The organism is Thalassolituus hydrocarboniclasticus (genome assembly GCF_025345565.1).
Lineage (GTDB): Bacteria > Pseudomonadota > Gammaproteobacteria > Pseudomonadales > Oceanobacteraceae > Venatoribacter > Venatoribacter hydrocarboniclasticus.
The window spans coordinates 2904573-2929863 of record NZ_CP054475.1 but is presented as its reverse complement, the minus strand read 5'-3'; the positions used below and the strand labels follow the sequence as shown (position 1 = coordinate 2929863).

Genomic DNA, 25291 nt, shown 5'->3' with positions numbered 1-25291 from the left:
GCCGCCTTCCTGTTCAGTGGCTTTTTTGCTCAGTGGCCAGCGTTAAGACAGGCGAGCAGCTGTTCCGGCGTACTGGCGCGTAACAGTTGCTGTTCGCCGTGGGCAAAACCTTCCTGCTGCACATGGCTGAGCAGATCAAACAGTGGCTGCCAGTAGTTATCCACCTCATAGCAGGCGCAGGGTTTGCTGTGCGCCCCCATACCGGCCCAGCACCAGATTTCAATCAGTTCATCCAGCGTGCCGATACCGCCGGGCAGGGCAACAAAGGCATCAGCAAGCTCGGCCATCAGCGCCTTACGTTCATGCATACCGGCCACATGATGCAGGGTGGTGAGCCCAAGGTGAGCTACTTCACGCTTGTGCAGTGAGTCGGGAATCACACCGATGACTTCGCCACCTTCGGCCAGGGCGGTATCGGCAATAATGCCCATCAGTCCACTGTTGCTGCCCCCGTAAACAATGCCGATGCCCTGTTGTGCCAGGTAACGTGCCAGCTGCTCTGCGGCTCTGGCGTATTTGGGGTCATTGCCGCTGCGGGCACCACAGTAAATAGCGATTCGTTGCATACCTCTCCTCCTCATCTCCGGTCAGAGTTTAACAGCGCTGTTTTATAGCTTCCTGCTCTTTTGTCTGAGTTGATTAGGTTGTATGTGTCTATGTGCGGGCTTTCACGCGGCTTTTTTCCGGCTCTGGGTTAGGCTCAGAAAACAGCCTGAAGAGGAGGGCCGCGCCATGGCTAAGATGTCATTCCGTTTTACCACCGAAGTGGAAGTTGAACTGCGTGGTGAGAGTTACGAAGAAATCTATCTGATGCTGAAAGATATGATGCACGGAGCGCGTCCGATCAGCACTCAGGGCAATGTGAAAATCTTTCCGCCGGAGCAGAGTGCGATGTACTTCAGCATGGAGGGGGAGCAGGAGTTGCATGAGATCCCGATGTTTAAGGGGGATTTCCGGCGCGATATTCTGGAACACTGACGGCAGTACTGACGCAAAAAATGCCCCGCGGTTAACAGAAGCAGTTAGTCGCGGGGCGGGCGTTTTCCGGGGCTTTAATCAGAACAGTTGCAGCACCAGTGCGGCCTGTTCGCAGTGATCTTTTTCTTTCAGATCGTTTTTCTGCTTCGACTGGCCGGATTTAATCCAGGTGTAGCTGCTCGGTGAACCTTTACAGATGGTCAGACCGAGTACGTTATTTTTCGATTTTACAAACAGGTTCATATTAACCAGACCACGGGTGCGCGAGCGCAGGTGGATTTTTTTCGGCGAAATCGTGAAAGAGCGTAAACCGTCTTTGGCGGTCACGTTCATGCTTTCACCGGCGGGGGCATTAACGAAAACCGCGTCGTCACGGATTTCAATACTGGTCCAGTTGGAATCGGTTTCAAATTCCAGTTCGTAGATTGTTTCTTCTGCCGGTGCAGCAACAACGCTGGTGGACAGGGCAGCAAGGGCGGCGAATACAAGTGCTTTCATAATATGAACCTTCCGTGGATCTCTCCGGGATGGTGAATTTAGGGGCGATAAAAAAGGCTTTGAATCATGCTGGCATGTTCAAAGCCCTGTTAGTTATATAGTTCAGACTTCTTATATCGTCAAAGTTCTGATACTCAGTCGCGCCTCAATAACCGTTATAAGTGGGTCTCCGCATATTCCGCCAGAATGGATCTTGGAGAGCCTTCCAGATGAATGGTGCCGCCGCTGCTGAATTCTTTAAAACGCTCAATCAGATAGGTCAGTCCTGAGCTGATCGGATTCAGATAAGGCGTATCGATCTGTGCCAGATTCCCCAGACACACCACCTTCGAGCCGGCGCCGGCACGGGTGATGATGGTTTTCATCTGGTGCGGGGTCAGGTTCTGGCACTCATCGATCAGAATCAGGCTGTGCTGAAAACTGCGTCCGCGGATGTAGTTCAGCGATTTAAACTGCAGGGGTACTTTTTGCAGAATGTAATCGACGCTGCTGGTGGCATGTTCGTCGTCATCATGCAGAGCTTCCAGGTTGTCGGTGATGGCGCCCAGCCAGGGTTCCATTTTTTCCGCTTCGGTGCCGGGCAGGTAGCCGATGTCCTCATCCAGTCCGCGGGTTGAGCGGGTGGCAATAATGCGGCGGAACTGTTGTGTCGCAACGGTCATCTCGATAGCGGCGGCCAGTGCCAGAATGGTTTTACCTGAGCCGGCCTGACCGGTCAGGGTGACCAGATGCACGTCCGGGTCCATCAGCAGATGCAGTGCCAGTGCCTGCGGAATATCACGCGGCGTCAGGCCCCAGGCACTCTGCGACAACAGCTGCTCAGCCGGCAGATCCTGCAGCAGGGCGGTATCCTCTTCGATCAGCACGACACGGCCAATAAAGCCTTTTTCATCGACGATAAAACGGTTTACGTACAGGTCGTCGGGCAGGTTTTCCAGCGGAATGCGGTGGTAAGTGCCGGTTTCGTCGTGGAAGGTTTCAACCTGTGACTGGGTTTCCCAGAAAGAATCGGCAAAGGTGTGATAGCCGGTTTCCAGCAGGGCTACATCGGTGAGTAACTGGTCGTTCTGATAATCCTGTGCGCCGACGCCGCAGCCGCGGGCTTTCAGGCGCATATTAATGTCTTTGGTAATCAGCACCACTTCGCGGCGCGGGTGTTTTTCCTGCAGCCCTACCAGACTGTTAATAATTTTGTTGTCATTCAGATCCGGTGGCAGTGAGCGGTTAGGCGCTTCAAAGTTATCCAGCAGAATAGACAGATGTCCCTGTACCGAGCCATCCGGGCGGGCAATGGGCACGCCTTTGGCGATTTCCGTTGGACTGGCGTCGCCGATGATATGGTCGATCTTACGGATTGCCTCACGGCAGTCGGTGGCAATGGACGCTTTGCCCATTTTCAGTTTATCCAGCTCCTCCAGAACGGTCATGGGGATCACCACCTGGTGTTCTTCAAAATTCAGGATCGCAGCCGGATCATGAATCAGAACATTGGTGTCCAGAACGTACAGCTTGGTTGCGGATTTAGTTGCGGCCATATAAGCACTCTCCTGGTTTCAGGTTGGGCTGATCAGATACAGAAATGGCGGAATGCCACGCTGGGTAAAGCGGGCAAAAGGGTTTGGACTCGCGTTGGCATGTGGCTGAGGTTGGTTGACGGACAGGGTTGGGGACGGAGCGGGATTGAGCAGAGATGGTAAGGGATTGGACGTTGCAACGGAGGTTCAGCGTCGGTGGTGGTGTTCTGTGGGTATGCAGGCCACTGGTGCCGGTGTGCATACTGTGTCTGCCATATCCAGGCAGCGTCATACTGCTCTCGGGTAGCAACTTACCCTCCCTCCGTGGGTGATGGTGTGTCTGCGGCTTACGCCAGAAAACACACCTGTAGTTACTATGGCGTTACGCAGACTCCTTGCCAAGTGTTTGTTTTATGACAGCGCTTTGTCGGCAATGGTCAGCGGATCTGGCCTGAGTCAGCTTTTCAGCCGCGCCAGAAACTGCGCCAGATCCGGCAGCAGTTGCAGATAAACGCCGAGCCGGCTGGCGAGCAGCACGCCATCTTTACTGGTCAGTTTTTCCTGTGCCTGTTGTACGGTCTGCTGCAGCACGCGGCGGGCGCGCAGACGGTTCATACCCCATTCCACTCCCGGTGCCAGTAATGGCGATAGCAGCAGGGCTGAGAGAACACCACTGCCGATTCCGACCCAGCTGACCCAGGCCGGTACGCCAAACCAGCCGGCCCAGAAGGCTCCCCACCAACTCTGCTGGCCGAGATACACGCTGCCGGCGACGGTGCCGCCAAGACTGGCGGCGCTGCTGAGCATGGCTTTATCCCCCAGTAAGCGGCCGGTGAGCATAATGGTCAGGGCCAGCATGCCTTCGCGCAGTCCTTCGCTGGGCAGATGCAGGCGCACCAGCTGGTGTTCCACATAGTGTTCAAATTCCTGCCGCTGCGCCGGTGTCAGTGCCTGCTGGTCTTCAAGATCATGACGGTAATGCTCGATGATACGCTCACAGTATTGCTGCAGGCTGGCTTCAAGAGCGGGCAAGTCGAGCAGTTCCTGCTCCAGAATACGGCGCATTTCCTGTTGTTTGCCACTGGGGCTGGCGATGCCGCCCGGACGGCGGTGCAGCAGGCCGAGCAGCGTGCGCGGCAGGGCGAGAAGATCGCCGGGAATATCGCGGCGGTGGCGCCAGTGGCGGGCAAAAACCGCTTTGGCCGGAGCAAAGTGGCGGCGATAGACCGTATCCACCCGCTGACTGGCCTGCGCGAAATGCTGGTCGAGCAGTTGCTGCAGCGCCCGGCTGTGTTCTGAAGCCGGTAACGTGTCGTTTTGTGCACGCTTTTGACGGTGCGGGGATGCTGGCTGTTGGCGCATTTTAACCTTTCTAAGACCCTTGATTGACTCTATTGTCGCGGGCCCGGTGACGGCTGGGCCAAGCTTTTCAGCGGCATTGGCGTTAGACTGGGGCCGGGCTTAACCAGTGCAAGACACTCAGGTAAGACCCATCAGGATGATTGTTATCCTGAACAGAATAAAAAAAACTACTCATCAGAAATGGGGGCGTCATGTCTTTCCTCGCGCGTATTACGCTGGCAGTGCTGGCGATCAGCAGCATGTCCGGCTGCAGCATGATCTACAAAACAACCGGCTGGTTTGCATACGATTACACCGAAGAGTATGCGATTCCCTATACCATGAAAAGCAGCGACCCGGAGATGGCCTGCGGTATGACCACGGCCATGGCTCCGACGCTGATGTCGTTCTCGGAAGTCACCTTTCCGCCAGACCGCGCCGCGGTAACCATGTACATGATGTCAGGCTCCTGTGCGGAAGAAAAAGCCCACGAAGAAGCGCTGACCTACGTGCGTGCCTTCAAAAGCCAGAACATTGCCGAAGCCAAAGATGCCCGCATCCGTGAAAAACGCGCCTTTGCTGTGGCAGCCAGCCGTCAGTATATGGCGTATCAGCACATGGTGGCGGAGTTCGGTGAACCGGGCGACGAGTGTCCTGATCTGAGCAAAGACGAAGAAATTTACTGGGTACTGGGCTCTATTGCCGGTATGCAGTCGGTAATGAGTGACCTGCGTTCACAGAGCAGCGTTAACGTACCGAAAGACATCGCCATGAAAGCCGTACGTGGTCTGCAGTGTGTGGATAACGTGCGCTGGTGGGGGCTGCCGCAGGCATTACAGGCCGGTATCTGGGTAATGATGCCGGACACCGCGCCAAAGGGCACAGACCCATGGCAGGAAATGGCTAACGCCAGCCGTATTGCCACCGCCTCTGGTGTGCGTATGGCCCATGCCATCGAAGTGGTGATTGCCGACGGTTCAGGCAACACTGAGCAGCTGCGTGATGCTATCCGCCGCCATGCTGCGTCGCTGAAGGCCACTTCGAGCAATCCGGATTACCGCATGATGGATATTATGGCCAGCCGTCAGATTACGGCCGTGTCAGACCGTCTGTGGACTGAAGCAACCGGTGCCCGCACGCCAACTGGTGGTCTGGGGACTTTCTGGGATGATGTTCAGCCAAAAGCGAACACCCTGGATATCGACGATCTGTTGGGAGACTGAATATGTTACGGGCATTACTGCTGATGGCTCTGGGTACCAGTCAACTGGCCTTCGGAGCACTGGAAAAGCGTACATTCTGTGTATACGACCCGCTGGGCGCTAACGGCTCTATCTATGGCATGACCAAAGATTACAGCACCATCGCACTGGAGTGGGGCGTGGACTTCCACCTGCGCGCCTACACCGATGAGAAAATCGCGGTTGATGATTTTAAGGCCGAGCAGTGTGACGCGGTGCTGATGACCGGCGCACGAGCGCGTCCGTTCAACAAGTTTACCGCCACGGTTGAAGCCATTGGCGGTGTGCCGAGTGATGACGTGATGCGCAATCTGGTGAACACCATTGCCTCACCGAAAGCGGCGAAGTTTATGACTGAAGGCCGCTATGAAGTGGCGGGTATTCTGCCGGCCGGGCCTATTTACCTGTTCCTGCGCGACCGCACCGTCGATTCGGTTGAAGAACTGTCGGGTAAGCGCATTGCCACCATTGAATATGATGAGCCATCGATGAAGCTGGTCAATCATGTCGGTGCTTCGGTGGTACCGTCCAACTCGGCTAATTTCTCCGGCAAGTTCAATAACGGCAGCGTCGATGCCGCTTACGCGCCGGCGGTGGCTTACAAGCCGCTGGAAATGTACAAGGGGCTGGGCAATAAGGGCGGTATTCTGCGCTTTAATCTGGCCTATCTGGACTTCCAGCTGATTCTGCATAAAGACCGTTTTCCTGCCGACTTTGGCCAGAAATCCCGTGTGAAAATCGCCAGCGTATTCGACCGTATGCGCGAATATATCGATAAGGACACCGCCGAAATCGATGATAAATACTGGGTTGATCTGAGCAAGGATGATCACGACAAGTACAACCAGATGCTGCGCAATGTACGCATCTCCCTGCGTGACGAAGGCGTTTACGACGGCAATATGCTGCGCCTGATGCGCAAACTGCGCTGTGCCGAAACACCGGCCGCCGCAGAGTGTGTCGAAAAACTCGAATAACAATAAACAGCCGGCAACACCGCAGTTCCGTCCGGAGCTGCGGTTGCGGATACCCTGCGCGCCGGCAGCAGTAATTTTCAGAGGTATTCTTCCATGGAGCAGACAGTACGTGTAGGCAACCGCACGGCGTACGAATGGCTCGCCGCTCTACCTGCATTTCTGGTGCTGGTATTTGTTGTCATCCTTAACAGCAGTCATGCGTTGCACGCTCAGTTGCTGCAACTGGGTGAAGGTGTCTGGGATGGCTATTTCCAGTTGCGTACCGACCCGGTACAGCCTTCCTGTAACCCGACCATGGATATTGATGCGCAGTTAGCGCGTCTGGTGGCAGAAGCCAATGCTCAGCAGGATGATGAGTGGGATTTATTTGAAGAAGAGCCGGCCGATCCTGAGGTTATGCGTCAGTCGTTGCTGGCCGCGCAGGAACAATGTCAGCAAAAACACGCTCTGTATGAAAGCACCGTTGACCGGGTAACACCGGCCGTCCGTGTATTCCGTGCGATTGAATTAAGCGTGGCTGAATTCGGCGAATTCGGTTTAAGTGCCCAGCGTATTATGCTGGCGGTGCTGGTGCTTATCTGCGGCCTGACCGCGTTATTCCGCCGTCACCATATTGCACTGCGCCCGATGGAAACCGTGATGGATTACCGCGTCGCGTCCGGTGCGCAGCTGCTGGCCAGTGCCATTCTGTTTTATTCGGTCTACAGCTTCCGTGAAGTCGCGTTCTCTGCCGGTGTGGAAGTCACCACCCAGCACAGTATTCTGCATCATCTGTGGATTATCGGTTTTGCCTTTATTCTGCTGCTGAGCCTGTATCAGTTCCTGTTTGTCCCGAAAGATGCCAAGCCTGGCGGCAGCTTCCTGAAAGCACAGCTGGCTGTGCCGCTGTACGCCACCATGTGCATTATTTCCGGGGCGTACTTTATTTCCGCCGGGCACAGTGCCGGTATCGGTATTTACCTGAACCAGATGATGGAACTGTCGCAACTGTTCCTGAATGTGGGCCTGTATGTGTGGATCGGTATGCTGCTGAAGCGTACTGAGCTTGCGCAGGTGGTGTTCAATCTGTTCCGTCCGTTCAAATTACCACCGGAATTACTGGCCGTGGCGGTGGTTGCTGTGGCAGCTATTCCGACCGCTTATACCGGTGCCTCGGGTATTTTCGTCATCGCCGTGGGCGGTCTGATTTATAACGAGCTGCGCCGTGCCGGCGCGCGCCGTCAGCTGTCTCTGGCAGCCACGGCGATGTCAGGCTCGCTGGGTGTGGTACTGCGTCCTTGTCTGCTGGTGGTGATTATCGCCGCTCTGAACAATGAGGTAACCACCGATCAGTTGTTTGGCTGGGGCGTGAAGGTATTCTTCCTGACCACGCTGCTGTTTGCCCTGATGGCGCTGGCAACCCGCCAGGGGCCGATGCGTCTGGAGACGCCGGACAATGTTTTCCCTGAGTTTTTACAGGCACTGAAGCCGCTGATTCCTTATGTATTTATCATCGGTATTACGCTGGCAATTTATGCCGTGGCTCTGAATGCCTATCTGGATGAGTTTTCTGCGCCGTTTATTCTGCCGGTACTGCTGCTGGTGATTCTGGTTTATGAACGTCTGGGGCAGGAAAAAGCTGCACTGAAGCGTGAAAACCTGAATATCGATTACGTTGAAAACCGTCTGGAGCAATCCTGGAGTGATCTGCGCCGCGGTAACGATTCCATCGAAAAAACCATCCGTGAAGCCACCACGGAAACCACCGGTCACATTGGTGCGTTACTGATGCTGATGGGCTTGTCGGTGAGCATCGGTGGTGTGGTCGAACGTGCCGAACTGATGAGCATGGTGCCCACAACCTTCGATTCGATCTGGCTGGCAATGGCACTGCTGGTCGCCATTCTGGTGGTGATCGGTATGGTTATGGACCCATACGGGGCGGTGATTCTGGTCAGTGCAACCATTGCCACCATCGCTTATGACAGCGGCATTGATCCGGTGCATTTCTGGATGGTGACACTCGTGGCCTTTGAGCTGGGTTATCTCAGTCCGCCGGTGGCGCTTAACCATCTGCTTACCCGGCAGGTGGTTGGCGAAGAAGAGGTTCGCCTGGCGAAAGAAGAAAGCGCCGGTATGAGCTTCTGGTATCGCCATGAGCGTATTCTTCTGCCACTGGTCACCATGGCCATTGCGCTGGCGATTGTAGCCTTTGTGCCACTGGCCATCGGTTACGACTGACAAAAATCTGCGGCGAGCAACGGGGTGACGTGAGCCGCAGAAGCGGATAAACAAAAACGGGAGCAGCAGCTCCCGTTTTTTATTTGTTCTGTTTTTTTGTGGGATCAGATTCCGGCAATAGGTGATAAAAAATTCATCTGCCAGTCGCGCTTTTGTCATCTGATTCTGCCCTTCAGGTGACTCTTCAGGCCAGTTGGCAATTGAGTACCACATCGGCGCGAATCGTTCACTTTTCGTGCTGTACTATGGTTCCAGTATTGTCTAATCTCAGGCGCTCTCACCTGAGGATAATAACAATGAAATGGATCCGCTGTTTGCTGGCTCCGCTGTTCCTGACGGCTATGACTGTTCAGGCAGCGACCGAAACGATGACACTGGCGGCTGATGCCGATGCTGGTGTGCAATTCCCTATCAACATTCAAACAGTTACCGGCCAGGGCAGTGATGGGGATCAGTTCCTGTCAGTAACTGCCGATGTGTTTGGTGCGGTTGAAGCGGCGATTAACACCACCGTTGCCGATGTGCAGGCAAGCTTTTTTGAATGGAGTTACAACCGCGGTGTCGGCACCATTCCCAATACCTGTCCGGCCGGCTATGACGCCAATGCCGGCCTGTGTGCCGAGCAGTGTCCGGCGGGCTTCAATTCGGTTGCCGGCGTGTGCTGGGAACAGTGTCCGCAAGGCTGGTCTGATGGCGGTGCTATCTGTACCAAATGGAGCTGGCCTGTGGAAAGCCGTGCCAAGCAATCCTGGGTGCAGCCACGCATTGCGATGCAGTGTGCGTCAGGTTCTGTGAACGAAGCCGGTCTGTGCTATGAGCCTTGCGCAGATACCTTTACCGGTGTTGGCCCGCTGTGTTTTGGCCGTTTTGCCAATAACGACAGTGCCGAGCGTATCCGCCAGCAAGCGGCCGAACAACAGGCTGATGTACTGGCTAACCTGGGCGAAAGCGGCATTGTGGTGCCGGAAGGTCAGCAGCCACAGCTGAAGACCGATATGTCTTTTGCGCCGATCGTCTGTGGCCTGGAAGCGGTTGAAGGTGCTTTCGGTCTGCCGGTACCGGACCCGGTTAACATTGGCGGTCTGGCGGTGGATGCAACCGGTGATGCGATCCTCAACGCGATTTCGGATTCCGCCAGCAGCGGCGCCTGGTTTGTACCGAGTCTGGCACAGACGGTGGTACTGGATTTCTCGGCTCAGGCCGGTTGTGAAGATGATGGTGTGGTGGCAAAAGCGTCACTGAATTTCAAACCCAGCGTCACGGTAAAAGCCAGCACCCGTATGTTCGACAGTGTGCTGCACAATATGGCCGGTGTGGATCTGGGCGTGATGAGCGTGTCTGTTTATGAGCTGATCCCGTTCCGTGTGTACGGCACTGTGGGCAGCACCATGAGCACCGATGCAACCCTGACTTCTGTGGTTGACCGCAGCCTGCCGCCGCTGATTATCGATGGTAAGCAGCATGCCAACAGCACCGCACTGGCGGTGACTCCGGGCATGGACCTGTGGCTGTCGGCGGAGGCTTATCTGCGCGTAACCAGCATCCTGAGCTTTATTCCGGATCTGCTGCAATTAGGTGCCGAATTCAAAGTCTGGGTGCTGGAACTGGCCATGCCTTATCAGCTGGAAGAAGGTATGCGTAACGGTGCTGAAGGTTATGAAATGTACAAGCAGGAATCGCTGCACAGCCTGCTGTCTTCCGGCCGTGGCTATGTGGATACCTTCCTGCGCGTCTTCGGGATCGAAACCAATGCCTTTGGTGATAATGCCGATGTGCAGTGGGACGGTTACCACGAAGACAAAACGCTGTTCGATAAAGAGGCCAGCCGTCCGCTCAGCTTCTGAGTAACGCTGCCCGAACGCGAGTCCTGAGGCCCTTCCCGTGAAGGGCCTTTTGTTTTTACCGATATATTGTTTAACACGGAGTCCGGATCATCATGCGTTGGTTGCTACGAATCTCGTTGTCCCTGCTGGTTTTGCTGGTTGTTGCGGGTGCAGGATTCTACCTTTACCTGCAAACCCTGCCGACCCGGCCGCCGGCCTTTGTCGGGGCGACTGACATTGATCAGCACCAGGCCGCAGAACCGCTGCAGTGTGCGGCCGGTCAGCCACTGAATGCTGCCTACCGCGTGCAGGTTGAGGTGGTGTCGCGCCTGAATAATCAGCTGGTGTACAGCTCCGGCCTGAGTTTCCGTACCCAGCTGCAGCAGGCCAATGGCGATCTGATTCGTGCGGTAGCCACGGATATCCGCATTGATGAAGGCGATGGGGCGCTGGCCCTGCCGGATCTGCCGTATCTCAGCCGGGTGGAGAGTGGTCAGGGGGCCGTGTTTGTGGCATTTAATGATCTGGGCCTGATGAAGCAGCATCCGCTGGCGGTGATCAGTCAGTTGCTAAAAGGCCTGTCGGTGGGGCATGAAGGCGAAACCTACCGTTATGCCTATGACTCGCTGCAGCGTTTATACCGTTACCGCCAGACGGCCGCAGGCAGTGAGCGGGCAGTATTCCGCGCCGATACCGATTTATCACTGCTCAGCCGGGATTTTGCCGCTAACCGCAGCGACTGGCGTATTGTCAACGATGGTGGTTGTCTGCCGCAGCAGCTGACATCCACCGAGCGTCAGGCGCTGCAGGTGGCGGGGCAGCAGGGCTATATCGAGTTCCGCATCCGGGCGGAAGGTATTCCGCTGTATGCCGATCTGAACCGTTACGCCTTTAATGAAGGTGCCAATGCAGCCCAGCGCTGGCAGATGCGCCAGGTCAGTAGCGCCGAGTTTGCCACACCGGTAACTTCGGCTGCTGATATGTGGGCGGTGTTTGCCGGATTCGCCCAGGATCGCAATACCGCGCGCCTTATCCGCGCAGCAGAGTATCTGCTGGATAACTTCTCGCCCTATGAGCTGGCTGACGCCCTGCAGGGTAATGGTGTGGAACTCAGTGACGAGGCTGGCCGCGATCTGATTTTTGCCCTCGGTATCAGTGGCCGGCCGGAAGCGGAAGACTTTATGCTCGACGTGCTGCAGACCCTGCCACAGGGGGCCGGAGAAGCGGTGGATATGCAAAAGGTGCGTCTGATGGTGGCCTTGTCGGCCAGTGGTCAGGTGACGCCGCGGGCGTATTCGGCGCTGGATTCTCTGGCACGTAATGCACAGGAAAGCGTTAATGTGCAGGCTAATGCCCTGATCAGTATGGGCAGCATGGTGCGTCAGCTCGAACGGCAGGGCAGCGATAACAGCAGCCAGCAGCAACAACTGACACAGCTGTTAAGTGAGCGTATGGACGGCCCGCAGGCAGCCTCAGCCATTATGGCGGCGAATAACGCCGGACTGACCGATCTGGACGCTGACATTATTGCTCATCTGGGGTCGTCTTCGAGCCGTGAGCGTTATGCTGCCGGGATGACCCTGAGCCGCGATCCGCAGCATTATCCGTTGCTGCTGGAGCATCTGCAGGGCGAGACCTCCAATCTGGTTAGCCAGGCGATTCTGGCCAATATGGATGTGAGTGCGCTCTCGCAGGCACAGCGCAATCAGCTGAACCTGATTGCCGATAACAGTGCCGATGTGGATAAAGCGCAGCTGATTCAGCGTTTTCTGACGCAATAGCCGTTATTGCAGACATAAAAAACGCCGCATTAGCGGCGTTTTTTATGCTCAGGCTTTATGGCCGTAACTGAATCCTGACGCTGGTACCGGCACCAAAGCTGACGTTGCGGATAACCACATCACCCATATGCTGGCCTTCAGAACCCGCTACCCTGACGTTGCGGAAAGCAATCTGCTTAATGGAGGTTGGCATCTGCACTTCCAGTGAACCATCGGCGTTGATGGTTGTGCGTGGGCCCGGCTCGTATTCAACACCGGATACTTCCATATCAGCATCCAGCAGGTTGGTACCGGGTATCAGCGAGGAGGCCAGACTTTCCAGGGTGGTAATCGCGGCGTCATCGTCACTGCCAAGATCGGTATTAACGATATCCAGCAGGCGTTCATAATTGGTCATCGCGCCCTGGGCGGTAACATCCGACATTGCATGGTCTGACAGCATCTGCATGCCACTGCGCTCGGTAATCTGCTGCTCGGCAATGGCGCTGTTATCGGTTGCGGCATTGGCGTTGGCCATAAACGGCTGAATAGGGCCAAGCAGGACGGCACTGATGGCGGCAATCAGACGGTAGCGGGATTGTTTCTTCAGCGCCCGGTTAAGCTGACGCTCTGTTAACCAGCCGTTGCTGACCAGTACTTCGCCAAGACGCATACCACTCTGGGCCTGCAGTGTCAGGGCCTCGTCGAGTTGCTGACGGGTGATCATCCCTTTGTGAATGAGCAGGGTGCCCAGACGTGAACGTTGTTGTATTTCCTGGCGCTTTTGCATGCTAGCCGACCTTTATATGGGTTCTTGTTATTCCGTATCCGGATATGCTGCCCCAGTCGTTCAGACGGGACAACGAAAGGACTTTGACGGAAACCGTATACCTGTTATCTGGTCTATGTAACTCATTGAAATAGAACAGAAATGCAAAAACAGGCCAATTTGTAACTGGGTGTTGCGGGACGCAGATACCTTCCCAATGATGAGAGTATAGACAGGAATGGCAGCGCTGCAGGGGGATGCCTGTCAATAGCCTGACTGGATGAGCAGATTGACAATATTTATTTAACCCACAGGCGCTTTACCGCTACCCTGCAGAGCATTGTTTGGGCGGGCGTTACGCTCCGGGTTGTGGTTACTGGCTGGTTACTGACTCTTTATGAATCATAGTGCCGGCGGATAAACACTCTGTCGCGGAGATTTAAATCGTCCTTCGATTTATCCCGGCGGCATTGCTCCCTATAATGGCCCACCACTGAACATCGAATTCTGACATTGGAGACGCATCAGCATGAGCGCAGCACGCCACGTTAAGTTATTGATTCTGGGTTCCGGTCCTGCCGGTTACACCGCTGCGGTTTATGCCGCGCGCGCCAACCTGAATCCGGTGATCATCACCGGCATGCAGATGGGTGGCCAGCTGACCACCACCACTGAAGTGGACAACTGGCCGGGTGACGCCATGGGCGTTCAGGGGCCGGAGCTGATGGAGCGTATGAAAGCCCATGCCGAGCGCTTTGAAACTGAAATTGTGTTCGACCAGATCAGCGAAGTGGATGTGCAGCAGCGTCCTTTCCGCCTGAAAGGTGACAGCGGTGAATACACCTGTGACGCGCTGATTATTGCCACTGGCGCCAGCGCCAAGTATCTGGGTCTGGAAAGTGAAGAAGCTTTCAAAGGTAAAGGTGTTTCTGCCTGTGCGACCTGTGATGGTTTCTTCTACCGCAAAAAACGCGTTGCCGTGATCGGTGGTGGTAACACCGCTGTGGAAGAAGCGCTGTATCTGTCGAACATCGCTTCTGAGGTGGTGGTGATTCACCGTCGTGAAGGTTTCCGCTCAGAGAAAATCCTGGCCGATAAACTGATGGAAAAAGCGGCTAACGGTAACGTGACGATTCACTGGAACAGTGAGCTGGACGAAGTGCTGGGTGACGACATGGGCGTCACCGGTATGCGTATCAAAAACCGTGAAACCGGTGAGACTCAGAATATTGAGCTGGAAGGTATCTTCGTAGCCATCGGTCACTCACCGAATACCGGTATTTTCGCAGGCCAGCTGGAAATGAAAGACGGCTACCTAGTGGTACAGAGCGGTTCTAACGGCAATGCAACCCAAACCAGTGTTGAAGGTGTGTTTGCGGCCGGTGATGTGTCTGACCACATCTACCGTCAGGCGATTACTTCCGCTGGTACCGGCTGTATGGCGGCGCTGGATGCGGAGCGTTACCTGGATAACCTGAAGTAATCTTCAGTTGTTTGTATAAAAAAGCCCGGCATTGTCCGGGCTTTTTTATGGCTGCGGAATCTGAGCTTCTTTACTGTCTGCACCGTCATTCAGTTGCAGCAATGCGGGTAGTGGCGTCAGCTGGCTGGTAGTTACAGGCACGGTGGCTGAACCGGCCTGACTGATCTGTTGCAGGCGTTCGCTGGTTAATGGGTGGGTCTGGAACATCAGCGCCCAGCGGCTTTCATCGTGCTGGTTCAGCATGTTGCGGAAAAACTCATCAGCTCCGGCACTGTGGCCATAATGGCTTTGCAGTATTTCAAGCGCACGCTGATCGGCGCTGCGCTCCATATCCCGGCTGAAACTTAACAGCGTCAGCAGGCTGGTGTGCTGGCCGATCATACTGGCAGCCCCTTCACTGCCTATCACGCTGCCCAGCAGTGATAGCGCCAGTTGTTCCAGTGCCAGGGTTATCGGGTGACGTTGCTCTACGTGGGCATATTCATGGGCCAGCACCATCGCCAGCGCATTTTCTGACGTGACCTGAGTTAACAGGCCGCGGGTCACAAAAATATGGCCGCCGAGCGTGGCAAAGGCGTTGGGGGGATCTTCGTGCGCTAACCAGTGCAGCCGCACCTTTAATGGCGCGCTTTGCTGGCTGAGCAGGTTGTCCAGTAATTGCTGCAGTGCCTGCTGGCGCGCTGTATCTGCAGCGTGCGTGTCCTGAGTGCTGGGCTGCAGTGCGCCGGATACGGCTTCTGGTGCGGAGGAAAACCAGCGGCTTTCCCAGGAATAAGGAATTTTCGGCCCCAGCCACTGCGCACTCCAGCCCAGCAGCAGGGTCAGGATAAACATCAAAGCCAGCAGTGCGCCGGCCAGTAGCAGAAAGTCTTTGAGCGGATGTTCGTTACGGTTGTTGATCTGCTCGGGCAGTTTGGGGTTGCCCTTTGGCAGAGGCGCGCTCTGCCTGGGCTCATGGTTTGGCTCATGGTTGTGTAAGGGAGGCACGCTCATCTCAGCGTGCCACTGCCGACGCAGCAGAAGCAGAAACCGGTGTTGGAATAAGAGCCGTTCCGTATGCCAGTACCTCTACCGATCCTAATCCCTGGCCGGCATTCTGACCGATGCGGCTGGTTTCGAACTTGAGATTGAATACCGCCTCAGCTCCCAGGCTCTGCGCTTCTTCCTGCATGCGCAGGATCGCTTCACGGCGGGCGCGGTCGAGCAGGCTTTCATAGGCGCCGACACGTCCGCCGAAAATGCCGCGTAAACCGGCAGCGACGGTTTTAAAATAATCCACCGAAATAACCACCGAGCCGGTCACCAGCGTGCTGGTATGGCTCTGAAACTGAATGGGGGGCATGCGGTCGGGTAGTACCAGCAGGCTGCGCAGCGCATCTTCGCGGGCAATAATGCTGCGGTAATGGCGTGATTCCGCCAGCCGGCCAAAGCCATAGCCCAGCGCCAGTAATGTCAGAAAGACAATCAGCTGACCCATCAGCGATCCTCCAGAATCACCGCCGTACCGTAGACGAAGATTTCGGAGGCTCCGGCAGCAATGGATGAGGTGGAAAAGCGCACATTGACCACCGCATTGGCGCCCAGAGCGCGGGCCTGCTCGCTCAGACGCTGCAGAGCTTCATCGCGGGATTCGGATAACAGCTCGGTATAGCCCTTGAGTTCGCCGCCAAAGATATTCTTCAGACCCGCCATAATATCGCGGCCGGCATGCTTGGCGCGCACGGTGCTGCCCTGTACCAGACCTAAGTGAGCGGCAATTTTTTTGCCGGGGACGACTTCCATATTACTGATCAGCATACCCATTCCTTATCTTGTAAAGGATTCATTAAGCCCCGAGCCGGATAAAAAGGGAATATTGCGTTTTTATAGCCGGGAAGCAAAACAACCAACATGAACTAGACTTGTTGGGAATAAACCTCACTCTGGCGAAAGAGCAGATACTCATGATGGAGCAGTTTTCCGGATGGACACTGGGGCTGATGATCGCGATTGCGGCACTGACCCTGTTCTTCCACTTTTACCGTTATTCCAACCGCACCGCTGAAATTGCCCCCAATATTCTCACCAGTATTGGTATTTTCGGTACTTTCCTGGGTGTGGCGCTTGGCTTGTGGCACTTCGATACCGCCGATATTCAGGGCAGTGTACCAAAGCTGATGGACGGTCTGAAAACCGCGTTCTGGTCTTCCATTGTTGGTCTGCTGGGTGCACTGACGCTGAAGATCCGTGGTGCTCTGGCCCAGACCGGACGGCGTGAAGTGAATCAGACGCGGGTGGCAACCATCGACGATCTGGATGCCTCGCTGAAACACATTGCCGATCAGATGAATCCGGAGCTGGATAACGGCCTGCAGCAGTTACTGCAGCGCCAGCATCTGCAGACGCTGGAGCGTATGAATCAGGTTATCGGCGCGCTCGACAGTTATCAGGAGCGTATGGCTGAGGCCAATGCCAAAGCGCTGGTGAATGCGATTGAAGCCGTTATGCGCGAATTTAATACCAAGATTAATGAACAGTACGGCGATAACTTCAAACGCCTGAACCAGTCGGTTATTGCCATGCTGGAGTGGCAGCAGAATTACAAAGACCAGTTAAATACCCTGATTACTGAGCAGGAGCGCACCTCGGGCTCCATGCAGGAAGCCAGTCAGGCGTTCGAATATATGGTGAAGCATGCCAATGCTTTCAACGGCATTTCTGAATCGTTGCAGGATCTGCTGAATGGCCTGGAGGCACAGCGCGCGAATCTGCAATCTCAGCTTGGCAGTCTGGCCGACCTGGTTAATCACGCGGCTGACGGTCTGCCAAAACTGGAAGATCGCGTCGTTGCCTTAACTCAGGGAATGGCCGATGCCGTGCAGATGCAGCAGCGCTGGGCCGTTGAAGAGCTGGGCAAAATGCAACAGAGCATTGAGCAGCAGTTACAGCAGAATCTGACCGACAGCGGCCAGCGTTTACAGGATCAGCAGCAGCAAAGTCTGCAGCAGCTGCAGCGTATTGGCGAGCGGGTTGAGCGTCAGGTAGTGGTGCTGGATGAAAGCATGGAAGAAGAGCTGAACAAGGCGCTGAAATCCTTTGGTATGCAGCTGACCGCGTTGTCCGAAAAATTCGTCAGTGATTACTCACCGCTGACCGAGAAGCTGCAACGGCTGGTGAAAATGGCAGAGCAGATCGATGAATGAAAATGAACTGGAGCAGCTGAAAGAACAGGAAGGGCACTGGGTTGCCGTTTCCGATTTAATGGCTGGTCTGATGATGGTATTTATGCTGATTTCCATTGTCTTCATGATTAATGTCGAACAGGAACGCGATAAAATCCGCGACGTCGCCATTCTGTACGATCATCTGCGTGTGCAGTTATACGAAGATTTAAAAAGTGAATTTGCCGGTGATATGCAGCGCTGGGGAGCTGAGCTGGATAAAGATCTGACCTTCCGTTTTAACAATACCGAAGTGTTGTTCGATAAAGGCGCCGCTGATCTTAAACCGGAATTTCAGTCAATACTGGCCGATTTTTTTCCGCGCTATATCGGTATCATTACCCGTGAAAAATACCGTGACGATATTCTCGAAGTACGTATTGAAGGCCACACCTCCAGTGCCTGGTATGGCGCGCTGAGCGAAGATGATGCCTATATCCGTAATATGGAACTGTCACAAAAACGCACCCGCTCCGCGCTGGGGTTTGTCCTCGAATTACCGGATGTGAGCACCAATAAAGACTGGCTTAAATCTCACCTGACCGCGAATGGCCTGTCTTCTGCCAAAGTCGTGCGTGATGATAATGGTGTGGAAAATGGCGAGCGCTCACGCCGGGTGGAGTTTAAAGTCCGCACCGATGCTGAAGGGCGGATTGCGACGATTCTAGACCGGGTTTTGCCGTGAAAATTACCGACTTTCTTCAGCATGAAGGCTTTAACCGTCTGCGTGAAAGCATGGGCGCGGATGAGCTTGGACATTTTGAATTATTCGATCCGGCACGCCAGCTGACCTATGCCGAACGCGAAGTCCTCGACAACGGTATGCTGACCGCCGAAGGGCAGGCACTGCGTATTCTGAAAGATAAAACCCTGGCCTTTAAAAATACCCGTGTCTGGCTGTTTCATGAGCAGGATTATCATCTGGCGTATTGCCAGAAAGTGCAGGCGTTGCGCCATCATCAGGATCGTTTACAGATTGGTACCGGAGCACTGTCGGCTAAGAAGAACGAAGGTGTCTGCCTTGAGTGTTTGTCTGTGCTGCAATATCAGGGTGTGGACGCACGCCGGTTACGGCGTGCAGAATTTTCTGAACAAATCCGTGAGCAATTCTCGCTCGATACTTTCAAGCAGGAATATCCCTTCTATCCGATTACCTGAGCCTAGAGGCTCAGGGTTTTCTCCGAGCTGAAGGTCAGCGGCTTTGGTTTCCAGACTTTCAGTGCCGGTGCAATATCGGCTTTGCCATCGAGTTTATAAGTAACGGCTGATTTTCCGCTTAATAAACGCAAGACACTGCTGCCGGCTTCAGACAGGCTCAGCGACAGCGGTATTGAAAAGGTTTTGCGCTCACCGGCATTCAGCGTCAGTGGTTCGGTTTTGCTGCTGCTCAGGGATTTACCTGCCGCCGACAACTGGTAACTCAGGGTATTTATCTTTAAGCCAAAGCTGTTTGGATTGCTGACGGCAAGATCAAACGAGAGACGCAGGCGGGTAAGGCTGGCATCTTCCATTCTGACGTTAACCAGACTGACATCGGGCAGATGCGGTACAGGCAGCGTATCTTTGTGCCTGACGGGCAGGCTGACGTCGCCGAGTACAGGAACTTTCATGCTGACACGGCCATTGATTTCATAAGCCACGGATGATTTGTCTTTGATGCCTGACACCGTTTTATACAGGTCGGTATATTTCAGCGTGATGGGTAAACTGATGTCGCGGCTGCCCTTCGCTGGTAATGAAATACTGCTGTCAGGCTGCGTCACCTCCACAATCTTTTTACCATCGATATTCAGATCGAGAGTCAGGCTGACGCCCGGCAGCTTAACCGGATTTGGGTTTTTGACCGTGACTTTGGCCAGCAGGGTAACTTCTGTTAACGACAGCTCAGTCACCGTTACCGATGAAATCTGCGCCTGGGGTTTTTGTGCTTTGGCTATATTCTGCAGGTTACTGCAACCAGCCAGCAGCAATGCAATGAACGTAAACAGCAGCAGGGAACGGATTTGTTTATTCATGTTGTACCTCCTGTAATCAGGCGGCAGTGTAACACGACACGGAAGAATTAAAGGTGGTGCAGGAAGAGGGGTGGCCTCCCCATCAGGACTTGAACCTGAATCTGACGCTTAGGAGGCATCCGTTCTATCCGGTTGAACTATAGGGAGAGGCAGGCATTTTAACGGCTGACAGCGGTGCTGTCAGCTTTTGTCGTTAAACGTCGCCGAGGGGTTCTTCTTCGAGGTCTTTGTGGTGGCGCTCTTCCCACTGAAACTCAGTGATCAGGCGGTCGAGGTAACGCTGTGCCATGGCCGATACCATGGTGAAGGCGAAGCCGCAGATGGTATTGCCCTCATCGTCATTGATGATATGACGGGCTTCCAGGCTGCAATCCATGGTGTTTTCTTTATTAAAGCGGATTCTGGCGATCGGGAATTCACGCTGTTCTTCCAGTCGTTTTTTTACATTGGCGCTGAAATGCGCTTTAAAGCCACTGGATGACAGATCCAGAAGGCGACCGAGTAAATCGCCTTCGCCATCGTTCATTTTAATTTTCAGAAGAATATTGTGAGCAGGCGGCACCGCTACACGGTATGCCGTGCGGCGCTGAAGATACAGAACCTGCTCGGGAAATTCGGCACGGTATTGTTCTTTCTGGGGCTGGTATTTCAGCCGGCCGGTCATGCGGAATTCAATACGCACACCCTGACTGTCACATTCAATATGAAAACGTTTCCCTGCACGGATCAGGTCGTTACCCTGCTGCGGAATGACTTTGTCCATGAAAAAGCTGCGGCTTTTAAAGTCGGTTTGTGGAATAGCGGAGGTGAACACTTCGTCGCTGCCGTCAATCCGTACTTTAACCGGTGTGCCCATCAGGACGATTTTGCGCAATGCTCCGTAAATATCTTCCGGTTCATCGAGCAGGTATTCTTGATTTTTTTCCTCAGACATTGCCCTTGGTTCCCAGACATGATCAGACCTGAATGTACCCTTGTCCCTGCTTCAGGCTACTTGCTTTCCCTTTATCGTTGTATAAGTGTGGATCATTCTGCTGGCCACGCAAGATTTTAAGTTTTTGCAGGGTGCGGTGACGTGCGTGGAGGACGATATCGGAGAGTTGGATGGATAGCTTCTGATTTTGTTTGTACTGCTCTTCGAGTTTTTGCCACAAGGGGGGGATATTTGCCGCTGCGGCAATATCCGGATGCTGAAGGCACTGCGCCGATTGCGGCAGATTGGATTTTTTCATCCATTGCAGGCGGTTTGCGGCGTGTTCCTGTAACTGGTGGAGACAGAGTGTTTTTTCCTGCTGGAGTGTTTGCAGGCTTTGCAGGTCGCTGGCGGCCAGAGCATCCCGTTCCTGTTCGAGAATCGTGTGGATTCCCGTGGCTAATTCCAGCTCAGTTTGCAGGAAAGCTGCGAATTGTTCGGTGTCTGTGCGCATAGGAGTTCACTGCTTCAGTTGAGACGATCCTCAAAATCAAGCATTTTTCCTGCCAGCTTTTCATAGTCGATCTTGTATTCGCCTCTTTCGATGGCGCCACGAATGCGTTCTACGGTCGCGTCATCGACATCAGGCATTTCACGGATTTCCGCTTCAACCTGCTGAATGCTTTTGCTGCTGGCGCTGAGTTTTACCTGGTCGGTAAATACTGCGCTTTCCTGCGCTTTAGCGGTTGGTGCCGGGTCTTTATTTACCGGCTCGTTACGGGTGCGTGAACTGTTGTCCACTCCGCCAGTTAACTTATTGATATTCATAGACAAATCTCCGAGCCAGTTAGGCATTTTACACTCCTGCATAGGTGTTATCGGCGGCCATAGTTGGAACTTTAGCAATTTTTTGAAATTTTATTCGACCTGTACTAAGCCCCGCCCGGTTACCCGGCCGAAGATGATTTTCTGCGATTGTTCGTTACGCACCCGGATTCGTTCGTCCTGCCGGCCATTTTCCAGCGCGGTGCCGTTCATTTCAATGCGTATACCCGGGCGGTTAACCCGGATTTTGACCCGTTCACCACGGTTTATGATCAGCGGCGGATCGAGCATATCCGGACTCAGCACCGTGCCGGCACGCAGGCTGCGGCGGCTGATTTGTTCCTGCACGTCTTCCGCACGGGGGTAGTAGCCTTTGGTCAGCTCGCCGGTGTCATGGCGCACCATGGATATATCGTCAGTGGTCAGGGGCTGGCCGGCGCTGACCGGTTTCCGCAGCACGGCAACCGTCTTGTAAGTATGCAGCTGTATTGCCAGATGCTGCTTCCAGTAGGGGGCGTTGCAGCTGAGTTCCAGTCCGTTACGTCCGGCCTGCAGAGGTTTGACCAGAGCCAGTCCGAAGCCTCCCTGACAGTCTGGCAGCTGGTAGTCTGCCGGCAGGCCGGGAAAGGATACTGAGGCTTCAGCTGAGTGACCGCTGATTTCCTGCCAGCGGCTGACCAGTTGCTGCCCGACTTCCTCCTGCCAGCCTGACGCCTGAACTGCAGGCGAGCAGGGCAGTGTGGCGAGGGCGAGGAAAATTGCAGCAAATATCCGACGATGGCGCTGGTTCTCTACTATGCTCATAAACACGTGATATTGAATGTCATTTATCTGGCGTTGAGTCCATGGTTTCAACAGATACAGCAAGGGTCATGCCGGATCGACTTTTGGGGAGCTTGTTATGGCAGGTGTGTTAGACACAGTGAATCAGCGTACGCAGCTGGTTGGTGAGAACCGGCTGGAATTGCTGCTGTTTCGCGTCAATGGACGGCAGGTCTACGGCATCAACGTCTTTAAGGTTAAAGAGGTTCTGCAATGTCCGAAGCTGACGATTCTGCCGGGCAGTAATCCGGTCGTTCGTGGTGTGGCACATATCCGCTCGGGCACAATTCCGATCATGGATATGAGCATGGCAACGGGGAATGAGCCGTTGCAGGATCTGAAAAATGCTTTCGTCATCATTACCGAATACAACCTCAAGACTCAGGGCTTTCTGGTGGCTGGTGTGGAACGCATCATCAATATGAACTGGGGTGATATTCATCCGCCACCAAAGGGAACCGGTCGTGAGCATTACCTGACGGCGGTTACCGAAGTGGACAAGCAGCTGGTCGAAATCATTGATGTGGAAAAAATTCTGGCGGAAGTCTCGCCGGTTAATGAACAGATCAGTGAAGGGGTGATCAGCGAGGATGTTCATGCCAGGGCCAAGGCCAAAAAAGTGCTGATTGTTGATGACTCTAAAATTGCCCGTAAGCAGGTAAGCCGTTGTCTGGAAAATGTCGGTGTTGAGGTGGTTGCACTGAATGACGGACGTGAGGCTTGGGAGCACCTGCATGCCATTGCCGAAAACGGTGAGCGGGTGAGTGATCATTATATGATGATGATTTCCGACATTGAGATGCCGGAGATGGATGGCTACACCCTGACCACGCGGGTTCGTGGCGACAGCCGTATGGCAGATTTTTTTATTGTTCTCCATTCATCCCTGAGTGGTGTTTTCAATAAAGCGATGGTTGAGAAAGTCGGGGCGAACGATTTTATTGCCAAGTTTGATCCGGACATTCTTGCGGAACGGGTTGTGCGACAAGTGAATGCAGCCAGTTAGGACCTGTTTAAGCACATTAAACAGGCTATGGGCTATGTGGATGAGAATATGACCAAAGAAATGTCAGTGGATGAATATAACCGCTTCCGTCAGATGTTGGAAAAAAGCAGCGGTATCATGCTGGGCGAAGGTAAAGAGTACCTGGTGACCAGTCGTCTGCGGCGCATGATGGAGCGGGAGTCGGTGGCCAGTATTTCAGACCTGCTGGTTGCCATGGAGCGCAACCGCAGTCTGCAGGAAAGTGTTATCGATGCGATGACCACCAACGAAACCCTGTGGTTCCGTGACGAACACCCTTACCGGATTTTTCGTGAGAAGCTGTTGCCTGAGCTGGCACAGCAGCGGCGTCCGCTGAAAATCTGGTCGGCGGCCTGTTCGACCGGCCAGGAGCCCTATTCACTCAGTATTGAGATCGAAGAATTCAGAAAGAAGAACCCGGGTCAGCTGATGACCGGCGAGCGCATTGTCGCCACCGATATTTCCCCCAGCTCGCTGGCAGCGGCTAAAGAAGGGGTGTATCAGCAACTGGCGATCCGTCGTGGCATGAATGATCAGCACCTCAAAGTGTACTTTGAAGAGGTTGATTCTGATCGCTGGCGCATTAATTCTCAGGTGCGCAGCCGGGTGGATTTTCGTGCCCAGAATCTGCAGCAGAGCTTTGCGCTGCTGGGCAAATTCGACATTATCTTTTGCCGTAACGTGCTGATCTATTTTTCTGCTGATCTGAAGCACGACATTCTGAAGCGTATGCACGGCAGCCTGAATCCGGGCGGTTATCTGATGCTCGGTGCGTCTGAGGCAATGAATAACCTGAGTGATTACTTCGAAATGGTGCAATGCCATCCGGGGATTGTGTACCGGGCGAAGAAGACCGGAGGCGCATAAGCTGCTTGCCGCCGGTCGGTAAAGGTTTGCCGTTGCCGTTAAATTGCCGCTCCATTGCCGCCTTAAAGGGCGGCTTTTTATTTCTAACGTACTGAAAAATAAGGATTATTTTTTTTGGCACAGGGGTTGCTATCTTCCAGTCATAGTCACGTAAGAGAATCAGATTATGGCCTCTATCAATTTCACCAACGCCCTCGGCGTTCATCCTTCTGCTCTGCAGCTGCGCGCGGCGCGGGCAGAAATTCTGGCAAATAATCTGGCCAACTCTGATACGCCGGGATTCAAGGCACGTGATATCAATTTTCAGGCCGTACTGGCCGGAGAAGTTAATTCCCGCAACAGCGTGGCGCTGGAGCGTACTCACTCCGGTCATCTCAGTGGCCATACTCAGCGCGATGATGAGCTGCTGTACCGCAATCCGATTCAGCCTTCGATTGATGGCAACACCGTCGATTCGCAGATGGAACAGGCGCTGTATGGCCGTAACAGCATGAACTACAACGCCAGCTTTGAATTTCTCAGTGGCAAGTTCAAAGGCATGAAAGGCGCGATCCGGGGAGAATAATTATGTCGTTATCCAACGTATTTGATATCGCCGGTTCCGGCATGAATGCTCAGTCGATCCGGATTAACACCACCGCCAGTAATATCGCCAATGCGGAAAGTGCATCCAGCTCGGTCGATGAAACCTACCGTGCACGTAAGCCCTGGTTTGCGGTAATGCATAAAACCTTTATGGAAGTGAATGCCAATAATGAGTTTCAGAGCATCGAAGACGGTACCGGCGCTGGTGTTCAGGTGATGGGAATTGTGGAGAAAGATGCGCCGCTGCAGCAGCGTTTTCAGCCGGATCATCCGATGGCGAATGAGGATGGCTATGTGTATTACCCGAACGTGAACATCGTTGAAGAAATGACTGACATGATGTCTTCATCACGCAGCTATCAGATGAATGTCGAAGTGCTGAAGACCGCAAAGCAGATGCTGCAGCGTACGTTGAGTCTGGGACAGTAAGGAGCAG

General features: G+C 54.1%; 27 protein-coding genes and 1 tRNA gene. 14 read left to right on the top strand and 14 right to left on the bottom strand.

The genetic code is table 11. From position 1 onward, the window contains the following. Window positions 1-29 precede the first annotated feature (29 nt). The gene (locus tag HUF19_RS13130; protein WP_260997037.1) at window positions 30-566 is read right to left on the bottom strand and encodes an LOG family protein; all 537 of its coding nucleotides are present in this window, start codon (window positions 564-566) and stop codon (window positions 30-32) included. 166 nt (window positions 567-732) lie between these two features. Between HUF19_RS13130 and HUF19_RS13125 the strand changes: the two genes are divergently transcribed. Continuing rightward, entirely contained in the window at window positions 733-978 is a 246-nt protein-coding gene (locus HUF19_RS13125) for a hypothetical protein (RefSeq protein WP_260997036.1), read from the top strand. Window positions 979-1056: 78 nt separating this feature from the next. Here HUF19_RS13125 and HUF19_RS13120 read toward each other — a convergent pair whose 3' ends face one another. The 3 genes from HUF19_RS13120 to HUF19_RS13110 all read right to left on the bottom strand — a co-directional run bounded on the left by HUF19_RS13120 (window position 1057) and on the right by HUF19_RS13110 (window position 4352). Further along, window positions 1057-1476: a hypothetical protein gene (locus HUF19_RS13120; RefSeq protein WP_260997035.1), complete on the bottom strand. Its 420-nt coding sequence runs from the start codon at window positions 1474-1476 to the stop codon at window positions 1057-1059. Between the two features lie 155 nt (window positions 1477-1631). Then, the gene (locus HUF19_RS13115) at window positions 1632-3011 is read right to left on the bottom strand and encodes a PhoH family protein (RefSeq protein ID WP_260997034.1); all 1380 of its coding nucleotides are present in this window, start codon (window positions 3009-3011) and stop codon (window positions 1632-1634) included. A 435-nt stretch (window positions 3012-3446) separates the two neighbouring features. Continuing rightward, window positions 3447-4352, bottom strand: coding sequence for a hypothetical protein (locus HUF19_RS13110; RefSeq protein ID WP_260997033.1), 906 nt, complete (start codon window positions 4350-4352; stop codon window positions 3447-3449). A 191-nt stretch (window positions 4353-4543) separates the two neighbouring features. Between HUF19_RS13110 and HUF19_RS13105 the strand changes: the two genes are divergently transcribed. The 5 genes from HUF19_RS13105 to HUF19_RS13085 all read left to right on the top strand — a co-directional run bounded on the left by HUF19_RS13105 (window position 4544) and on the right by HUF19_RS13085 (window position 12373). Beyond that, window positions 4544-5554 (top strand): hypothetical protein, encoded by a 1011-nt coding sequence (locus tag HUF19_RS13105; protein ID WP_260997032.1) that lies wholly within the window; start codon window positions 4544-4546, stop codon window positions 5552-5554. 2 nt (window positions 5555-5556) lie between these two features. Further along, window positions 5557-6549, top strand: a complete 993-nt coding sequence (locus HUF19_RS13100) for a putative solute-binding protein (RefSeq protein ID WP_260997031.1) — start codon at window positions 5557-5559, stop codon at window positions 6547-6549. A 93-nt stretch (window positions 6550-6642) separates the two neighbouring features. After that, complete coding sequence (locus tag HUF19_RS13095; protein ID WP_260997030.1) at window positions 6643-8769, top strand: TRAP transporter large permease subunit; 2127 nt, start codon at window positions 6643-6645, stop codon at window positions 8767-8769. 296 nt (window positions 8770-9065) lie between these two features. Then, the gene (locus tag HUF19_RS13090) at window positions 9066-10613 is read left to right on the top strand and encodes a hypothetical protein (RefSeq protein ID WP_260997029.1); all 1548 of its coding nucleotides are present in this window, start codon (window positions 9066-9068) and stop codon (window positions 10611-10613) included. A gap of 92 nt (window positions 10614-10705) precedes the next feature. Next, a complete protein-coding gene (locus HUF19_RS13085) occupies window positions 10706-12373 on the top strand; it encodes a hypothetical protein (RefSeq protein ID WP_260997028.1) in 1668 nt (555 codons plus the stop codon). Window positions 12374-12428: 55 nt separating this feature from the next. Here HUF19_RS13085 and HUF19_RS13080 read toward each other — a convergent pair whose 3' ends face one another. Continuing rightward, window positions 12429-13142, bottom strand: coding sequence for a cyclic di-GMP-binding domain-containing protein, MshE-related (locus HUF19_RS13080; protein WP_260997027.1), 714 nt, complete (start codon window positions 13140-13142; stop codon window positions 12429-12431). Window positions 13143-13650: 508 nt separating this feature from the next. Between HUF19_RS13080 and trxB the strand changes: the two genes are divergently transcribed. Beyond that, window positions 13651-14604: a thioredoxin-disulfide reductase gene (gene trxB, locus HUF19_RS13075; protein ID WP_145465863.1), complete on the top strand. Its 954-nt coding sequence runs from the start codon at window positions 13651-13653 to the stop codon at window positions 14602-14604. Between the two features lie 45 nt (window positions 14605-14649). Here trxB and HUF19_RS13070 read toward each other — a convergent pair whose 3' ends face one another. The 3 genes from HUF19_RS13070 to HUF19_RS13060 are packed head-to-tail and all read right to left on the bottom strand — an operon-like array spanning window position 14650 to window position 16401. Further along, window positions 14650-15597 (bottom strand): M48 family metallopeptidase, encoded by a 948-nt coding sequence (locus HUF19_RS13070; RefSeq protein WP_260997026.1) that lies wholly within the window; start codon window positions 15595-15597, stop codon window positions 14650-14652. 1 nt (window position 15598) lies between these two features. After that, window positions 15599-16081 (bottom strand): YbjQ family protein, encoded by a 483-nt coding sequence (locus HUF19_RS13065; RefSeq protein ID WP_260997025.1) that lies wholly within the window; start codon window positions 16079-16081, stop codon window positions 15599-15601. After that, complete coding sequence (locus tag HUF19_RS13060) at window positions 16081-16401, bottom strand: YbjQ family protein (RefSeq protein WP_260997024.1); 321 nt, start codon at window positions 16399-16401, stop codon at window positions 16081-16083. Before HUF19_RS13060 ends, HUF19_RS13065 begins: the two co-directional genes overlap by 1 nt. Before the next feature lie 146 nt (window positions 16402-16547). Here HUF19_RS13060 and HUF19_RS13055 point away from each other — a divergent pair, with 146 nt between their 5' ends. Genes HUF19_RS13055 through HUF19_RS13045 form a run of 3 tightly spaced genes read left to right on the top strand, consistent with a single transcriptional unit; the run spans window position 16548 to window position 18962 of the window. Next, the gene (locus HUF19_RS13055; RefSeq protein ID WP_260997023.1) at window positions 16548-17786 is read left to right on the top strand and encodes a hypothetical protein; all 1239 of its coding nucleotides are present in this window, start codon (window positions 16548-16550) and stop codon (window positions 17784-17786) included. Continuing rightward, window positions 17779-18489, top strand: a complete 711-nt coding sequence (locus tag HUF19_RS13050; protein WP_260997022.1) for an OmpA family protein — start codon at window positions 17779-17781, stop codon at window positions 18487-18489. The genes HUF19_RS13055 and HUF19_RS13050 overlap by 8 nt, the downstream gene beginning before the upstream one ends. Next, on the top strand, window positions 18486-18962 hold the full coding sequence (locus HUF19_RS13045; protein WP_260997021.1) for a hypothetical protein: 477 nt from the start codon (window positions 18486-18488) through the stop codon (window positions 18960-18962). Before HUF19_RS13050 ends, HUF19_RS13045 begins: the two co-directional genes overlap by 4 nt. Window positions 18963-18964: 2 nt before the next feature. On the opposite strand, the gene HUF19_RS13040 is transcribed toward HUF19_RS13045, so the two are convergent. From HUF19_RS13040 to flgA, 6 genes are all read right to left on the bottom strand, one after another. Next, window positions 18965-19819, bottom strand: coding sequence for an LEA/WHy family protein (locus tag HUF19_RS13040; RefSeq protein WP_260997020.1), 855 nt, complete (start codon window positions 19817-19819; stop codon window positions 18965-18967). A gap of 71 nt (window positions 19820-19890) precedes the next feature. Beyond that, a tRNA-Arg gene (locus HUF19_RS13035) sits at window positions 19891-19966 on the bottom strand. Window positions 19967-20012: 46 nt separating this feature from the next. Further along, complete coding sequence (locus HUF19_RS13030; RefSeq protein ID WP_260997019.1) at window positions 20013-20753, bottom strand: flagellar brake protein; 741 nt, start codon at window positions 20751-20753, stop codon at window positions 20013-20015. 22 nt (window positions 20754-20775) lie between these two features. Next, the gene (gene flgN, locus HUF19_RS13025) at window positions 20776-21246 is read right to left on the bottom strand and encodes a flagellar protein FlgN (RefSeq protein ID WP_260997018.1); all 471 of its coding nucleotides are present in this window, start codon (window positions 21244-21246) and stop codon (window positions 20776-20778) included. A 14-nt stretch (window positions 21247-21260) separates the two neighbouring features. After that, window positions 21261-21587 carry a flagellar biosynthesis anti-sigma factor FlgM gene (gene flgM / locus HUF19_RS13020; RefSeq protein WP_260997017.1) on the bottom strand — a complete coding sequence of 109 codons (327 nt, stop codon included), beginning with the start codon at window positions 21585-21587 and terminating at the stop codon, window positions 21261-21263. Window positions 21588-21650: 63 nt separating this feature from the next. After that, the gene (flgA, locus tag HUF19_RS13015) at window positions 21651-22361 is read right to left on the bottom strand and encodes a flagellar basal body P-ring formation chaperone FlgA (RefSeq protein WP_260997016.1); all 711 of its coding nucleotides are present in this window, start codon (window positions 22359-22361) and stop codon (window positions 21651-21653) included. A 97-nt stretch (window positions 22362-22458) separates the two neighbouring features. On the opposite strand from flgA, the gene HUF19_RS13010 reads away from it, so the two are divergent. The 4 genes from HUF19_RS13010 (at window position 22459) to flgC (ending at window position 25284) form a co-directional block, all read left to right on the top strand. Further along, complete coding sequence (locus tag HUF19_RS13010; RefSeq protein ID WP_260997015.1) at window positions 22459-23385, top strand: chemotaxis protein CheV; 927 nt, start codon at window positions 22459-22461, stop codon at window positions 23383-23385. Window positions 23386-23433: 48 nt separating this feature from the next. Continuing rightward, window positions 23434-24270, top strand: a complete 837-nt coding sequence (locus HUF19_RS13005; protein ID WP_270049425.1) for a CheR family methyltransferase — start codon at window positions 23434-23436, stop codon at window positions 24268-24270. 166 nt (window positions 24271-24436) lie between these two features. After that, window positions 24437-24835, top strand: coding sequence for a flagellar basal body rod protein FlgB (gene flgB, locus HUF19_RS13000; protein ID WP_260997014.1), 399 nt, complete (start codon window positions 24437-24439; stop codon window positions 24833-24835). 2 nt (window positions 24836-24837) lie between these two features. Beyond that, complete coding sequence (gene flgC, locus HUF19_RS12995) at window positions 24838-25284, top strand: flagellar basal body rod protein FlgC (RefSeq protein WP_260997013.1); 447 nt, start codon at window positions 24838-24840, stop codon at window positions 25282-25284. The last annotated feature ends 7 nt before the right edge of the window (window positions 25285-25291 follow it).

What these genes read in the sequence shown, in the direction of transcription:
- HUF19_RS13130 (WP_260997037.1), bottom strand. Translation starts at nt 566, where the DNA reads ATGCAACGAATCGCTATTTACTGTGGTGCCCGCAGCGGCAATGACCCC.
- HUF19_RS13125 (WP_260997036.1), top strand. Translation starts at nt 733, where the DNA reads ATGGCTAAGATGTCATTCCGTTTTACCACCGAAGTGGAAGTTGAACTG.
- HUF19_RS13120 (WP_260997035.1), bottom strand. Translation starts at nt 1,476, where the DNA reads ATGAAAGCACTTGTATTCGCCGCCCTTGCTGCCCTGTCCACCAGCGTT.
- HUF19_RS13115 (WP_260997034.1), bottom strand. Translation starts at nt 3,011, where the DNA reads ATGGCCGCAACTAAATCCGCAACCAAGCTGTACGTTCTGGACACCAAT.
- HUF19_RS13110 (WP_260997033.1), bottom strand. Translation starts at nt 4,352, where the DNA reads ATGCGCCAACAGCCAGCATCCCCGCACCGTCAAAAGCGTGCACAAAAC.
- HUF19_RS13105 (WP_260997032.1), top strand. Translation starts at nt 4,544, where the DNA reads ATGTCTTTCCTCGCGCGTATTACGCTGGCAGTGCTGGCGATCAGCAGC.
- HUF19_RS13100 (WP_260997031.1), top strand. Translation starts at nt 5,557, where the DNA reads ATGTTACGGGCATTACTGCTGATGGCTCTGGGTACCAGTCAACTGGCC.
- HUF19_RS13095 (WP_260997030.1), top strand. Translation starts at nt 6,643, where the DNA reads ATGGAGCAGACAGTACGTGTAGGCAACCGCACGGCGTACGAATGGCTC.
- HUF19_RS13090 (WP_260997029.1), top strand. Translation starts at nt 9,066, where the DNA reads ATGAAATGGATCCGCTGTTTGCTGGCTCCGCTGTTCCTGACGGCTATG.
- HUF19_RS13085 (WP_260997028.1), top strand. Translation starts at nt 10,706, where the DNA reads ATGCGTTGGTTGCTACGAATCTCGTTGTCCCTGCTGGTTTTGCTGGTT.
- HUF19_RS13080 (WP_260997027.1), bottom strand. Translation starts at nt 13,142, where the DNA reads ATGCAAAAGCGCCAGGAAATACAACAACGTTCACGTCTGGGCACCCTG.
- trxB (WP_145465863.1), top strand. Translation starts at nt 13,651, where the DNA reads ATGAGCGCAGCACGCCACGTTAAGTTATTGATTCTGGGTTCCGGTCCT.
- HUF19_RS13070 (WP_260997026.1), bottom strand. Translation starts at nt 15,597, where the DNA reads ATGAGCGTGCCTCCCTTACACAACCATGAGCCAAACCATGAGCCCAGG.
- HUF19_RS13065 (WP_260997025.1), bottom strand. Translation starts at nt 16,081, where the DNA reads ATGGGTCAGCTGATTGTCTTTCTGACATTACTGGCGCTGGGCTATGGC.
- HUF19_RS13060 (WP_260997024.1), bottom strand. Translation starts at nt 16,401, where the DNA reads ATGCTGATCAGTAATATGGAAGTCGTCCCCGGCAAAAAAATTGCCGCT.
- HUF19_RS13055 (WP_260997023.1), top strand. Translation starts at nt 16,548, where the DNA reads ATGATGGAGCAGTTTTCCGGATGGACACTGGGGCTGATGATCGCGATT.
- HUF19_RS13050 (WP_260997022.1), top strand. Translation starts at nt 17,779, where the DNA reads ATGAATGAAAATGAACTGGAGCAGCTGAAAGAACAGGAAGGGCACTGG.
- HUF19_RS13040 (WP_260997020.1), bottom strand. Translation starts at nt 19,819, where the DNA reads ATGAATAAACAAATCCGTTCCCTGCTGCTGTTTACGTTCATTGCATTG.
- HUF19_RS13030 (WP_260997019.1), bottom strand. Translation starts at nt 20,753, where the DNA reads ATGTCTGAGGAAAAAAATCAAGAATACCTGCTCGATGAACCGGAAGAT.
- flgN (WP_260997018.1), bottom strand. Translation starts at nt 21,246, where the DNA reads ATGCGCACAGACACCGAACAATTCGCAGCTTTCCTGCAAACTGAGCTG.
- flgM (WP_260997017.1), bottom strand. Translation starts at nt 21,587, where the DNA reads ATGCCTAACTGGCTCGGAGATTTGTCTATGAATATCAATAAGTTAACT.
- flgA (WP_260997016.1), bottom strand. Translation starts at nt 22,361, where the DNA reads ATGAGCATAGTAGAGAACCAGCGCCATCGTCGGATATTTGCTGCAATT.
- HUF19_RS13010 (WP_260997015.1), top strand. Translation starts at nt 22,459, where the DNA reads ATGGCAGGTGTGTTAGACACAGTGAATCAGCGTACGCAGCTGGTTGGT.
- HUF19_RS13005 (WP_270049425.1), top strand. Translation starts at nt 23,434, where the DNA reads ATGACCAAAGAAATGTCAGTGGATGAATATAACCGCTTCCGTCAGATG.
- flgB (WP_260997014.1), top strand. Translation starts at nt 24,437, where the DNA reads ATGGCCTCTATCAATTTCACCAACGCCCTCGGCGTTCATCCTTCTGCT.
- flgC (WP_260997013.1), top strand. Translation starts at nt 24,838, where the DNA reads ATGTCGTTATCCAACGTATTTGATATCGCCGGTTCCGGCATGAATGCT.